Below are 12,467 nucleotides of genomic sequence, written 5' to 3'. Positions count from 1 at the left end.
ATGCCGATGGGTCGCAAGGGACTACTTCGCCGCCTTGGTCACGGTCCAGTAGAAGGCCGAGGCGACGGCGCCACCGGTCTTGAACCCGTCGACACCCTTGCGCAGCGCCGGCTGCTCGGAGCGCTGGAACAGGACCGCGATGGGCGAAGCCATCTGCTCGTGGCGCTGCATCTCTTCGTAGAGGGCGGCGCGCTTGGCCTCGTCCTTTTCCACCACGGCGGCCGCCACCATGGGCGTCGTTTCCGTGGCGGCATAGGCGTTGCGCCAGGCGAGATTGCCGACCAAGGCGCCCGCGTCCGAATTGTCGGCATTGGCGGCGAAGACCGAGGCGTTGGTCTGCGGATCGGGATAGTCCGGGCCCCAGGTCTGCAGCGTCAGCTTGTGGTTGCGGGCGCGGTAGATCGACAGCGCCTCGGCGCCCGTCACCGAACGGAGCGAAGCCTTGATGCCGGCCTGCGCCAGCGAGCCCTGGATCGCCTGGGCGATGTCGACGCGCTCCTTCTCGTTGCGGATCAGGATCTCGGTCTCGAATCCATCGGGATATCCGGCCTCCGCCAGCAGCGCCTTGGCCTTGGCGACGTCGAGCTTGAAGGGCTTGTCCTCGATCGCGCCGAGGAAGCCGGCGGGCAGGAAGGACTGGTGCGTCTGCTCCTGGCCCTTCAGAAGCTGGCTGGTGATGCCGTCATAGTCGATCAGATACTTGATCGCTTCCATGACCTTGGGCTTGGCGAGGATCTCGTCCTTCTGGTTGCCGGAGAGATAGTAGACCTGGCCGCGCAGCTCGGTCTGGATCTTGAGATTGGCGTCCTTCTCCACCGAGGCGATGTCGGTCGGCCCGAGATTGCGGGCGACGTCCACATCGCCCTTCTGCAGGAGAAGAAGCTGCGTCGCGGGCTCCACGACATGGCGCACGAAGACGCGCTTCATCGCGACCTCGTGGCCGAAATTCGGATTGGCGTCGAGCACGACGGACTCGTTCGGCTTCCAGGCGCGCAGGACATAGGCGCCCGAGCCCGCCGAATGTGTGTCGAGCCAGGCGTTGCCGAAATCCTCGGCGGCGTGTTCCATGACCACGGCCTTGTCGACGATCGAGCCGACCTCCGCCGTCAGCGCGTTGTAGAGGAAGGACGGCGCATAGGGCTTGTCGGTGACGATCTGCAGCGTCGAGGCGTCCACCGCCTTTACGCTGGTTTCGATATTGTCCTTGGTCAGGCCGAACTGGGTGAGGATGAAGGCCGGCGTCTGGTCGAGCTTGACGACGCGCTGCAGCGAGAACGCCGCGTCCTCGGCGGTCACCGGATTGCCGGAGGCGAACTTGCGCCCTTCCGCCATCTTGAACGTGTAGGTCAGCCCGTCTTCTGAAACCGACCAGCTCGAAGCGAGGCCCGGAATAGGCTTCAACGTCGCCGGATCGATCTCGACCAGGGTCTCGTAGAGATTGTTGATCTGATCCTGGCCGGAGAATTCGAAGCTCTCGGCCGGGTCGAGCGACTTCATGTCGTCGATGCCGTTGGCGATCACCAGCGTGTCGGCCGGCGTCTCGGCCAGGGCCGCGGAGCCGAAGGTCGCCGCGCCAAGCAGCACGGTTCCGGCAAGAAGGCGGCGGGCGAACGGGCGGGAAGACAGAAACGACACGGGCAACCTCGTCGGGTTCGGTGAGCGGATCGGCGCGAAGCACGCATTCCCCGCGCCCGACGAGAGGACGCTATGACATGCTTAATGACTCGGCAAGCGCGTGCAGTGCACAAGCTGTGGACAGGACGTTACGCCTTCCAAGTGCGCCCGAGCACCGAGAGCCAGTTGCGATGGGCGATCCGTTCCAGTAGCGCATCGCCATAGCCGGCCTTCGACAGATGCTCGAACAGGGCGGGAAGCCCGGCGGCGGAGCCGATCGCGTCGGGGATCGTCGCCCCGTCGAAATCGGAGCCGAGCGCGACGCCCTCCTCCCCCAGCCGCTCCAGAAGCGCGTCGAGATGCCGGCGCATCGTATCGAGCGGCGTGTCGGAATCCATGCGCCCGTCCTCCCGCAGGAAGGCGGTGGCGAAGTTCAGCCCAACCACGCCGCGCGAGGCGGCAACGGCATCCAGCTGCACATCGGTCAGGTTGCGGCTGACGGTGCAGAGCAGATGCGCATTGGAGTGGGTCGCGACGAGCGGGGCATCCGAGAGTTCGGCCACGTCCCAGAAGCCGCGCTCGTTGAGATGCGACAGATCGAGAAGAATGCCGAGTTCGTTGCAGCGCTTCACGAGGCGCTTGCCCGGCTCCAGCAGGCCTTCGCCCGTGTCGGGCGTCGAGGGAAAGCGCATGGGCACGCCGTGCGCGAAATGATTGTTGCGGCTCCAGACCATGCCCACCGAGCGTAAGCCAGCGGCAAACAGAACGTCGAGCATGTGAAGCTCGGGATCGATGGCCTCGGCGCCCTCGATATGAAGAACGGCGGCGAGACTCCCCTTCGCCATGGCCGACTCGATCTCACTGACGCTGCGGCAGACCGTGAGCCCGCCCTTCGACGCCGCTTCCAGCCGGAGAAGAATCGAGGCCATGGCCACCGTCGCGTCGGCCCCGGCTGGGTGCGCCAACGGCGTGGGCAACGGCAGATCGTAGCCCCGTCCGCTCATCCGGTCGCTGAGGTCGCCCGCCATGGGCGAAGGCGGGAAGATGGCGAAGAGCCCGCCCGCCAGCCCGCCAGCCCGTGCCTTGGCGAGGTCGATATGCAGCTGCGAATCACCGTCGAGAAAGGCCTGGAAGGTGGTGGGCGTCGGGTCCTGATAGATACGCAGGAGGGCGTCGTTGTGTCCGTCGAAAACCTTCAAGGCTTAGGTCCTCATGCCAAATTCGAGCCGCGCGCCTCCCCACAACCCATGAGCGGGAGCCCGCCGAGCGGATGCGGAGAAGCGCATGGGCGGGACGTTAGGCCAGCCGACCGCGCGACGCCAGCGGCGCCTTCGCATCCGCAACACGCTGTCTCGTCTTGGGGGGCAGACAGGGTTTCGAGACGGGAAGGCGGCTTAGAGACTGTTTGGAAACTCGGCGGTGGAAGGCCGGCGAGGGATTTTCTGGCGTCGCGAGGCGCCAAACGCAGTCGATGCCGGCGGCATCGGCGAGGATTGGCAACGAAGCGTCGGCTGAAAAGAGACGTCGGACCGACCCGACCGAGTTTCCAAACAGTCTCTTACCCGCCCTCCCCCGCGCTACCGGCCGCCTCGGCGCGAATCCAGCGGCGAAAGGCGTCGAGCGGCGGATAGGTCGCGCGCGTCGTGGGCGAGGCCAGATAATAGCGCTCGGCGCTTTCCATCGGCAGGTTGAGCGCGCGCACGAGGTCGCCGCGCGCCAACTCGTCCTCGATCAGGAATTCGGGCAGGACCGCCACGCCGATTCCTGAGATCGCACTTTGCGCGGCGGTCGCGAACTGATCGAACAGCATGCCGCGCAACGGGCCGAAAGACACGCCCTGCAAAGCGAACCAGCGCTCCCACGCGTCGGGCCGCGACACGAGATGGAGAAGCGGCGCGGCGAGAAGATCGGCCGGCGCGCGAAAGCCGTGGCGCTCGGCCAGCGCCGGGCTGCAGGCCGGCACCACGGTTTCGCTCATCAGGAGATCGAGCTCGGCCCCCGGCCAGTCCGCCGCGCCGAAATGGATGGCCGCGTCCAGCGCCTCCAGCCGGAAGTCGAAGGGCGAGAGCCGCGTCGTCAGGTTCAGCGTGATGCCGGGGTTCCCGCGCAGGAAGCCGGGCAGGCGCGGCGCCAGCCAGCGCGTGCCGACGGTCGGGAGGATGGCGAGATTGAGGGTGCCGCCCTCCGGGTTGGCGCGGAAGGTCAGGGTCGCGCCCGCGATGCGTTGCAGAGCCTCGCGGATTTCCCTCGCATAGACCTCGCCCGCCACGGTGAGGCGCACCGCCTGACGCTCGCGGATGAAAAGCTCGGCGCCGAGGAGTTCTTCTAGCGCGCGGATCTGACGGCTGACAGCGCTTTGGGTCAGGTTGATCTCGGCCCCGGCCGCCGTGAAGCTCTGCAGCCGCGCCGCCGCCTCGAAGGCGCGCAGTAGCGACATGGAGGGAAGAAAGCGGCGCGCGAGAGCCATGTCATTCCGAAGGCGAATGAAGTCGATTGGCGAACTCGTTGGCAGACCGGCGCGCAGCCGTCAAACCTCATGAGCGGGCCGAATGGCGCCGGCGGGCCTTGGACACGCCGCCAGCGCCGGCGCGTGGTGGGTCAGAGGCCGCCGGGCATTCCGGGCACCGGCGGTGCCGGGCGCGTCGGGTCGGGCTCGCCCGCCGGGTTCGGCTCCACGGGCCTTGTCGGCGTGTCGGGGCCGATGCCCGGTCCGCCGTCCGGCCGCCCGATGGCGTCATCGTCCCCGGTACCGGGCAGGATCGGCTCGGGCAGGTCCTGCCCCGGTTGATTGATGATGTTCGACATGCGTCGTCCTCCTTGTTTTACAAAGAGGACGCATGGCCAGGGGCGAGGTTCCCCGGGAGGCCGCGATCGCTTCGATCAGGCGCTCGCCGCCGCTCGGGCTCTGTAGCGCGCGTGGCCCAGGGTGAAGAGCCGGCCGACCTGCCCCATCCACCAGCGATCGAAGATCGCGACCGGCACGGCCAGTGCCAGGGTTCCCGCAACTGTGACGAGGAAGGTCGCGCCGATCTGCATCCCCCGGCCCCAGTTCACGGTCGCCTCGAACACGGCGCTGGAAGCGGAACAGATCACGATGATCTGGCAGAGATAGATGCCGAAGGACAGGAAGCCCAAAGTTGAGCCGACCTGGCCCGACATGGCCCGGCGGATCGGCGCGGAGCGCTGGAACAGAAAAAGCGCCAGCACGGCGGCCAAGGTGTGAAGCACGACGCGCAGGCGCAGAGGGTCCAATGCCGCCAGAGGGGCGAGCGGGGCATAGAGCCCTTCCGGGCGCGAGCCGACCATGGCCTCGTGATAGCCGCCGAGCAGCAGGATGGCCACGATGGCCGCCGCCGTGCCGCGCCATGTCCAGTCCCGCCCCGGTCCCGCCTCGTGCCGCGTCGCAAGGGCGACGCCGACGACGAAGGGGCTGAGATAGGGACTGGCGAGAAACGCGGCGAGCCAGAGCGCGCTGAGAATCGGCGTTTGAAAGCGGGGAAGCCTTGCCCAGAGCAGTGCCGCTATGAGCACGAGGAAACTGCCCTCGAATTCGTAGCGCATGGTCCAGAGACTAGAATTGTAGAGACTGTGCGCGGTGAAGAAGGTCGTCGCGCCTTCCCAGATGCTTTGGGGAATTTCCGCGAAGCCGGCGCTCGGCCAGGTGTAGAACCAGGCCAGCCATTTCGAAGGGACGAGCGGCGCGACGGCGGGGTTGGAGAAGAGGCCAGCCGCCATCGCGCCGCCGGCCATGGCATTGGTAAGGATCACCGGACCGGCCAGACGCGGCCAGCGCTTGAGCGCAGCCAGGGCCGCCACCTCCGCGCTGCCGGTCCGCAGGACCCGAAGCGACAGGACGAAACCTGACAGGACGAAGAACACGACCACGGCCGCCGAGCCGTTCACCAAGGCGAAGGCAGGCGTGCCGAACAGGGACCAGGGCTGGTCGGGATAGGACAGGCCATGCAACCTTGGGGTAAAGCCGAGCATGAAGTGGTGGACCAGCACCGTGATCGCGGCGATACCGCGAAGTGCCTCCAATTCCACCAGTTTCCTGGACGACGGCATGGGCAGACCCTTCGCACCGATCAAAGCGGGACCCATCCTTTTCACCCGAACAGGCCGCTGACAAGCTATCTCCGGGTGCAAGCCCTACACTGCACTCGCGAAATCGACTTGGTTTTTCTTGCGGCGCACTCAAGCCGTCCGACGGCGCTGATCGCGCGCCTCTCGCCGATCCGGCGCGATCCCATCTCCGCATCCCGTGGATACGATCGACCGCTCTGCGAGTTGTGGGATCGGTCCACCCGATCCCACCTGGAGATTGTCCGCCTATGCTTCGTTCTCTTCTCATCGGCCTCGTCGCCGGCCAGCGCGCCATGACTCCGCTCGTGCTCCTGTCCGGCGCGGCGCAGCGTGGGACCCTGCCGCGAGGCGGGCCGGCCGTCGAGCTTCTCGCGCATCCGCTGGTTGCCTGGGGTACCGCCGCGCTCGCGGCCGGCGAGATGGCGGGCGACAAGATGCGCTCCGCCCCGGATCGCACCGTGCCGGCCGGCCTGATCGCCCGCAGCCTGACGGCGGCTTTCGCCGGGGCCATGCTCGCGCCGAGGGGGCGGCAGGGCGAAGGCGCGATCCTCGCTGTCGCGACCGCGATCGGCGCGTCCTATCTCGGGCTGGCGCTGCGTCGGCGGGCCATGGCGCGCTACGGCCAGTCCTCCAGCGGCTTCGTCGAGGATGCGATCGTCCTGGCCAGCGGCGCCGCTGTCGTCGGCCTCACCTCGGCCGGTCGTCGCGGCTAGAGCTCGAGCGCTTTCAACGTCTCAAAGCGAGTTCAGCTTCGCCATGCGCAGAAAGAGATGGCGAAGCGCGTCCCTCACCTCGCCATCCTTGATGCGGTTGAGGAGGTCTTCGTAGGCCGGCTCCAGAACTTCCTGCGAATCCGCCTCGCCGTTCGGCGCGGGTTCGCCCTCCATCCCCTCGAAGAAGAAGCTGGGCTGAACGTTCAGAACCCTGGCCAGACGATAGAGCGTGCTGGCACTGATCCGGTTCTCGCCGTTCTCGTATTTGCGGACCTGCTGGTAGGTGATGTCTAATTCGTTCGCGACGCTTTGGAGGGATTTTCCCTGCGCCAGCCGCAAGGCCTCGAGGCGCTTGCCGAGATGGAGATCGATCGGGTCCTTCACCAGAGCCTGCATCCGTCGTGAACCTTTCGCTCGAACCCATTCCTCCCCATCCCGCCCCTTCGTGCCGAGCACGAATGGAGAATGGTTCGGCACCTCACCGAATGGTGGACATTGCGCTGGAAGCTTCGTAGGACCGTTCTCGTTCCGAGAAAAGAATTTTATGCCGAACAGGCCCAAGGGTTGTCTCAATGAACGATGACTCGAAGGACGGCGCGGGCCTTCTCGACCTGATCGGCATTTGGAACTGGCAAGTCAGCACGAATCTCGTGATCGCCTGCGAGCGTGTCTGCGAATATATCAACGTGCCCCGCGAGCTTGGCCAGCATGGCATCGCCCTCGAGCGCTTCCAGGCCGCCATCCATCCCGACGATCGATCCGGCCTTACGCGCGGCATCGCAGCCGCGATGGCGGGCGAGAATTCCATGACGGTCGACTACCGGCTCCGAAGCATCCTTCACGGAACGCGATGGGTGCGCTCGCGCGCTCGGTGCTTCCGCACGGCGGACGGGCGCCTGACCTATATCTCGGGCTATCTTTCCGACATCGCGCCTCCGCTCCGCCCCGTCCCCGACAGGAGCCGGAAAGCCCGCGAGGGATCGCTCGTCGACCATCTCACGCAAGCGCGCGATCTCGCCGCATCGCTCGACTACGACCTGCTGCGAGCGCTGATCGACGCGACTCTTCTGGAAACCGGCTATCAGATCGCTGCGCGTCTTGAGCCCAAGAACGACGCCTGACCGGGCTTCGCGACTGGCTTCGCGCGCCCGGCTCCTCGGACCATCTTGGGGCGCCATCATAACTATCGATTGCAGGATGCGCTGATCTCCATTCGGTCGCCCGCCTTGCGTGCAACTTTCATCAACACATTGCGTCATTGCCAAACATCCCGTGATCGTGTCACCCTCCCGGTCAGGTCGCGGGATCCATGCGACCGCAACGAACGGAGCCTGTTAGTCCGAACAACCACGACGGCAATGCTATCGAAGAGAGAAGGAGATAGACCATGGACACTCTCACCTCGCAGAACGCATTCGCGGACACGTCACGGGACGAAGACGAAGTCGGTTCCCCGCTGGTGATGCGCAGCCCATCGTCTTCCGAGATCGAAACCGACCCCACTGAGGGCGATGAAAAAGAGGCGTTCCTGAAGCTCGCCCACGCGATGTAGCGCACCCCGGACGCGGGCTGTCGCTAGGCACCCAGAGGCCCGCTCCCATTCGGCCCCCTTCAAGCCCATCGCTCGAAGGGGGTTTTGGGGTTACGGACGGTTCGGAGACAGAAGCGACCGCCGCCGTCCCTCACCGAGCGACCTTTCCCCTTCCGACCTGTGCCCATCCGCTCACCGACGATGTCGGAACAGATGATTTCCATGCCGAGATAGAGCAGGACCTCGCCAAGGCTTGGTGCTTCATCCCGTCTGGCGCCGTTCCGGCAGGCAGCTCTGTCTATGCCGGAAGGGCTTGATCCCTTCTCGCGGAGGCTGCGATGGAGTCTTCGAGCCACCTTCGCCGCCCTCCGGCCTGCGGCAATAATCAGGCGCTCAACTTCTCGAACCCGTCCAGATTCAGATCGAAGCCGTCGGATGCGGGACCGGCCGACGACGTGCGGCCTGTCGGCCGGGCGCTGTTGGCCACTTCCAACCGCCGAACCTTCGCCTGCAGATCATGGTCGGTCGTCTCGCTCGCCGCCGCAGTGGCCGCAGGCTTGAGAGCCTGCGCCAGCGTGAAGAAGCTGGCCCGCTCCTCCAGACGTCGCGCTTCGGCGGACAATTGGTTGGCCGTCGCCGACATTTCATTGGCCGATCCGGCATTGCTCTGCGTCACCTGATCGAGCTGCTGGATGGCCTGGTTGATCTGCTCGATGCCGACCGACTGCTCGCGGCAGGCGGCCGAAATTTCGGACACCAGTTCGGCGGTCTTCTGGATGTCGGGCACCAGCGCGTCGAGCATCCGGCCCGCCTCCTCGGAAGTGACCAGCGTCTGCGCCGACAATTGCCCGATTTCCTGCGCCGCCGACTGCGAGCGCTCGGCGAGCTTTCGAACCTCGGAGGCGACCACCGCGAAGCCCTTGCCGTGGCTACCGGCGCGGGCGGCCTCGATGGCGGCGTTCAGCGCCAGAAGGTCGGTCTGGCGCGCAATCTCCTGCACGACGGCGATCTTTTCGGCGATGGTGCGCATGGCGTCGACGGCGCTTGCGACGGCCACTCCGCTTCTCTCGGCATGATGCGAAGCCTGGGCGGCAATCTTCTCGGTCTGCGTGGCGTTGTCGGAATTCTGTCGCACGTTCGCCGTCATCTGCTCCACTGCGGCGGACGCCTGCTCGGAGGCGGCGGCCTGCTCCGTCGAGCCGGACGAAAGCGCCTCGGCCGTCGCGGCCGATTGCGTGGACCCGCTCGCCACCTGCGCAGCCGACCCCGTAACATCGGTGGCAATGGCGGAAAGCTGGGCGCTCATCGCATTCATCGAGACGAGAAGTTCGGCGACCTCGTCGCTCCCCCGCACCTCGACCTGCTGCGAAACATCGCCCGTGCCGATATCGTTGGAGAGACGAACGGCTTTTCGAAGCCCACGGCCGATCGAGGCCGCAAGCCAGATCGCGGCCCCCGCCCCGATCGCAAGAGCCGCACCCAGAAACGCGATGAGGATGTTCCGCGTCGCGAGGTAGTTGTCCTGCGCTTCATCGAGATAGGCGGTCGCAACCGCAGCGCTTTGCTCCGTCAGCTTATCGGCGCGGTCGTCCAGCGCTTCGGCAAGCGGCGTCAGCGTCTCGTTGTTGAGTTGGAGTGCGCGGCCGAAATGGTTGTTCAGGCCGAACTCGACGATCGACTCCTCCGCAGTCCGAAGGTCCGTCCAGGAGGCCTTGGTCTTGGCGACGAGCTCCTGATGCCCGGCACCCGCCGGCACTGCCAGCAGCGCTGTGAAAAGCTGGTCCACATTCGCGTATACGGCCGTCAGATCCTTCTTGATGCGCTGAAGCTGGGCCGGGTCGGTCCGCACCACGGCCGCGATCGCCGAGGTTCGGCTGCGAAGCACCTCGACTTGGATGTCCGAAAGAAGACTGAGCGCCGCCAGGGCTGCTTTATCGTCGGACTGAAGAACGGCCTTCTTGAGTTCGGCCGAGCTTGCCAAAAATGCGTCGGACAAAGGCTTGGTCTCGTTCATCGCCCTGTTGCCAGCCGTCGGCTCCGCGAATTCGGCGACCGAGGCGGTCTCGTTGGCGGCCGCCCGGACCTTATCGGTCAGTGCTCGAAGATCGGCATTCGAGGCTTGGTCGGTGGCGGACATCGCGCCCAGCAGCTTCGTCAAGTCCTCGTCCAGCATCTGCCAGTCATTGGCGAGATCCTGCTTGGCCATGGCTTTCGCATCGGTGTCGGGCGCCAATATCAATCTCAGCGTCGCGCGTTGAATATCGGTGACGACAGCTTGTATACCGCCGGCGCGCTCCGTCTGGACATAGGGGCCACTGGCAAATCCAGTCATCATCGCGTTGGTGAGCGAAAGGCTATTGATGCCGACATAGCCGGTTCCAGCCATCATCAAAAGGACAGCCGAGAACGACACGCCCAGCTTGGTCTTGATCGTCCAGCGCATGCACTGCCCTCCCGAACATCAGCTATCGCGGGAGGATTGATTTAATTCGCTCAACGAACGATTACCGAAAGCACGTTCCGAGCCAGCTGAATTTTTAGCCGCGAAAATGTGTTTCTTGGCCGCGACCTAAATTCCGCGAAGAAGAGCGAACGCGCGCCGACTCTGATGCGACGGCGAAGCAGTCGATGCCAGCCTGGAATCGAGAGGGAAGAGAGGTCTTAGCGGCAGAGACCGCGGAGACAGGCGAAGCAGACAATCGTCTCAGCCATCAGCCTTCGCAAGTGCAGCAAAAAAAACCGCCACCGGCAAGGATGCGACCCAAAGACCATACGACATCCTACGAGCACTAGGCGTGAACGACCAAGCAGACGCCAGCACCAAACCCGTAGATAATCGTTTGAAGGGATTGAGATATCTGGTGCTGCGAGAGAGGATTGAACTCTCGACCTCTCCATTACCAATGGAGTGCTCTACCACTGAGCTACCGCAGCGCTTCGATGGCGGCTGTTTGCCATATGGTTCCCGGGTTGGCAAGCCGGATCGTCGGATCTTTTTCATCTCGCCGACATGCAAAAAGGCTAGACAGGATTTTTCGCGCCGCCTATAAGGCCCTCACCAACGCAGCGATGCTTCGAATGAAGCGAAACTGCTTGCCCAAGTAGCTCAGTTGGTAGAGCATGCGACTGAAAATCGCAGTGTCGGTGGTTCGATTCCGCCCTTGGGCACCATTTATCTTCATGAAAACAGGCTTATTGAACTTAGCTGCAAGCTGAAGTTTATACTGCCTCGCTACCTTTGCGAGTCCGGCATTGGTCAGCGTCATTCTGCGCCGTTGAAGCAGCGGATGCTAAGCGGGCGTTAGAATCGGAGCCGGCGAGCAACACTTTCCAGGGACGAGCGAGCTGGCACTTCCTTGTCTTCCCCTCGTTTAAGGAACCGACCGACTCTCGAATTATAAACTGCTTGGCGCACGCGAGGGTTCGGTCTGTCGCGTTGCTGACTGTCACGCCTGATTCCAGCTCGCAGTAAGACGCAAGACGGAAAACTCGTTTCGGGCTCTGCTCAGCGGGACGCAGGATATTCTCGATCGCGAGTCGGAAATGATCGAGCCGGATTGGCGATGTAGGGGCGAGCGCCATAGGACTCGCCCCTACCTCACCCTCCGACTGCGAATGCGCCCCCCCTACAGCGCGCCGGCGATGGCCTTCAGCCAGATCGAGATCGCGACCGCGCCGCCGTCCGGTATGCCGAGGGCACGGGCGCCGAGATAGCTGGCGCGGCCGAGGCGCGGGGCCATGGTCTGTGTCGCCTCGGCGCCGGAAGCCGCCGCCTTCGCTGCCTCGGCCCATGCGATGGCAGGCGTCTCGCCGCGCTCGGTGGCGGCTTTCAGGGCGCGGGCGGCCGGCAGGAGAGCGTCCAGCATGGTGCGGTCGCCCTCGCCAGCGCCGCCGAGCTCGCCGATGGCACGCGCGGCGGCCGCGAAGGCTGGGGCCGCTTCGCGCGGGTTGGCGGGATGGGTCTGTAGATGGCGCGCGGCGCGCATCAATGCCGTGGCATAGAAGGGGCCGGAGCTTCCGGCGATCGCCCGGCGCAGCGCTTCGGCCATGGCTGTCAGGGCGCGGTCCGGGCTGGTCCAGACGCTGTCCGGCAAGGCCCGCAGGGCTTCCGCGCCGCGCGACAGGCTGGCGCCAAGATCGCCATCACCCGCGCGGGCGTCGAGATCGGTGAGTTCGCCTTCGGCCTGTTCGATGGCGGCAGCCGCCGCCAGGACGGCCCGGCGCATCGCCTCCATTCTCGGTTGCGGCACGGCGCTGCCTAAGGTCTCCGTCGGCACCGCCGTGGACGGGGCGGCGGGAAGGTGGATGTCCCGGTTCAGGTGCCCCCCGCCCGGCCAGGCAGGCGCGCGCGTCGGCGCGTCGAGCAACGCCAGACGCGCGTCGTCGACCCGCAGGAGCGAAAGCGAGCAGCCGCGCATATCGAGCGCCGAGAGGAGCGTGCCGCACCAGGCGCGCTCGACTTGGAGGCCCCGCGCCACCAACTGGCGCAGCGCTTCCCCCGCCACGATGTCGAGTTCCATCGGCTG

11 protein-coding genes and 2 tRNA genes are annotated in these 12,467 nt (G+C 65.4%); 4 read left to right on the top strand and 9 right to left on the bottom strand.

The genetic code is table 11. From position 1 onward, the window contains the following. Positions 1-21 precede the first annotated feature (21 nt). The 5 genes from AUL32_RS02860 to AUL32_RS02840 form a co-directional block, all read right to left on the bottom strand. Entirely contained in the window at positions 22-1,635 is a 1,614-nt protein-coding gene (locus tag AUL32_RS02860; protein ID WP_244497622.1) for an ABC transporter substrate-binding protein, read from the bottom strand. Positions 1,636-1,763: 128 nt separating this feature from the next. Further along, positions 1,764-2,813, bottom strand: coding sequence for a dipeptidase (locus AUL32_RS02855; protein WP_062111582.1), 1,050 nt, complete (start codon positions 2,811-2,813; stop codon positions 1,764-1,766). A 359-nt stretch (positions 2,814-3,172) separates the two neighbouring features. Further along, positions 3,173-4,081, bottom strand: a complete 909-nt coding sequence (locus AUL32_RS02850; RefSeq protein ID WP_062111580.1) for a LysR family transcriptional regulator — start codon at positions 4,079-4,081, stop codon at positions 3,173-3,175. Positions 4,082-4,212: 131 nt separating this feature from the next. Then, a complete protein-coding gene (locus AUL32_RS02845) occupies positions 4,213-4,419 on the bottom strand; it encodes a hypothetical protein (protein ID WP_061974736.1) in 207 nt (68 codons plus the stop codon). Positions 4,420-4,494: 75 nt separating this feature from the next. Then, positions 4,495-5,679 (bottom strand): acyltransferase family protein, encoded by a 1,185-nt coding sequence (locus tag AUL32_RS02840; RefSeq protein ID WP_192847413.1) that lies wholly within the window; start codon positions 5,677-5,679, stop codon positions 4,495-4,497. Positions 5,680-5,945: 266 nt separating this feature from the next. Between AUL32_RS02840 and AUL32_RS02835 the strand changes: the two genes are divergently transcribed. Next, positions 5,946-6,410: a hypothetical protein gene (locus tag AUL32_RS02835; RefSeq protein ID WP_062111576.1), complete on the top strand. Its 465-nt coding sequence runs from the start codon at positions 5,946-5,948 to the stop codon at positions 6,408-6,410. Between the two features lie 21 nt (positions 6,411-6,431). Here the strand turns inward: AUL32_RS02835 and AUL32_RS02830 are convergent, their stop codons facing one another. Then, the gene (locus AUL32_RS02830) at positions 6,432-6,806 is read right to left on the bottom strand and encodes a helix-turn-helix domain-containing protein (RefSeq protein ID WP_061974730.1); all 375 of its coding nucleotides are present in this window, start codon (positions 6,804-6,806) and stop codon (positions 6,432-6,434) included. A gap of 176 nt (positions 6,807-6,982) precedes the next feature. Here AUL32_RS02830 and AUL32_RS02825 point away from each other — a divergent pair, with 176 nt between their 5' ends. Continuing rightward, positions 6,983-7,531 (top strand): PAS domain-containing protein, encoded by a 549-nt coding sequence (locus AUL32_RS02825; RefSeq protein WP_061974728.1) that lies wholly within the window; start codon positions 6,983-6,985, stop codon positions 7,529-7,531. 266 nt (positions 7,532-7,797) lie between these two features. After that, a complete protein-coding gene (locus AUL32_RS24960) occupies positions 7,798-7,962 on the top strand; it encodes a hypothetical protein (protein WP_156421300.1) in 165 nt (54 codons plus the stop codon). Between the two features lie 364 nt (positions 7,963-8,326). Here AUL32_RS24960 and AUL32_RS02820 read toward each other — a convergent pair whose 3' ends face one another. Both AUL32_RS02820 and AUL32_RS02815 read right to left on the bottom strand, forming a co-directional pair. Next, entirely contained in the window at positions 8,327-10,384 is a 2,058-nt protein-coding gene (locus tag AUL32_RS02820; protein WP_062111573.1) for a HAMP domain-containing methyl-accepting chemotaxis protein, read from the bottom strand. Between the two features lie 416 nt (positions 10,385-10,800). Beyond that, positions 10,801-10,875 (bottom strand) — tRNA-Thr (locus AUL32_RS02815). Between the two features lie 161 nt (positions 10,876-11,036). On the opposite strand from AUL32_RS02815, the gene AUL32_RS02810 reads away from it, so the two are divergent. Next, a tRNA-Phe gene (locus AUL32_RS02810) sits at positions 11,037-11,112 on the top strand. A gap of 455 nt (positions 11,113-11,567) precedes the next feature. Here the strand turns inward: AUL32_RS02810 and AUL32_RS02805 are convergent. Beyond that, a partial coding sequence (locus AUL32_RS02805) for a DAK2 domain-containing protein (RefSeq protein ID WP_156421299.1) occupies positions 11,568-12,467 on the bottom strand: 900 nt, incomplete at its 5' end.

It is taken from the genome of Aureimonas sp. AU40, assembly GCF_001463785.1.
GTDB lineage: Bacteria > Pseudomonadota > Alphaproteobacteria > Rhizobiales > Rhizobiaceae > Aureimonas.
The sequence above is the reverse complement of the archived record's forward strand: the minus strand, read 5'-3'. Positions and strand labels throughout refer to the sequence as shown.

Bases quoted from the DNA above. Each gene is read 5' to 3' on its own strand.
- AUL32_RS02850 (WP_062111580.1), bottom strand. From the start codon at position 4,081: ATGGCTCTCGCGCGCCGCTTTCTTCCCTCCATGTCGCTACTGCGCGCC.
- AUL32_RS02845 (WP_061974736.1), bottom strand. From the start codon at position 4,419: ATGTCGAACATCATCAATCAACCGGGGCAGGACCTGCCCGAGCCGATC.
- AUL32_RS02840 (WP_192847413.1), bottom strand. From the start codon at position 5,679: ATGCCGTCGTCCAGGAAACTGGTGGAATTGGAGGCACTTCGCGGTATC.
- AUL32_RS02835 (WP_062111576.1), top strand. From the start codon at position 5,946: ATGCTTCGTTCTCTTCTCATCGGCCTCGTCGCCGGCCAGCGCGCCATG.
- AUL32_RS02830 (WP_061974730.1), bottom strand. From the start codon at position 6,806: ATGCAGGCTCTGGTGAAGGACCCGATCGATCTCCATCTCGGCAAGCGC.
- AUL32_RS02825 (WP_061974728.1), top strand. From the start codon at position 6,983: ATGAACGATGACTCGAAGGACGGCGCGGGCCTTCTCGACCTGATCGGC.
- AUL32_RS24960 (WP_156421300.1), top strand. From the start codon at position 7,798: ATGGACACTCTCACCTCGCAGAACGCATTCGCGGACACGTCACGGGAC.
- AUL32_RS02820 (WP_062111573.1), bottom strand. From the start codon at position 10,384: ATGCGCTGGACGATCAAGACCAAGCTGGGCGTGTCGTTCTCGGCTGTC.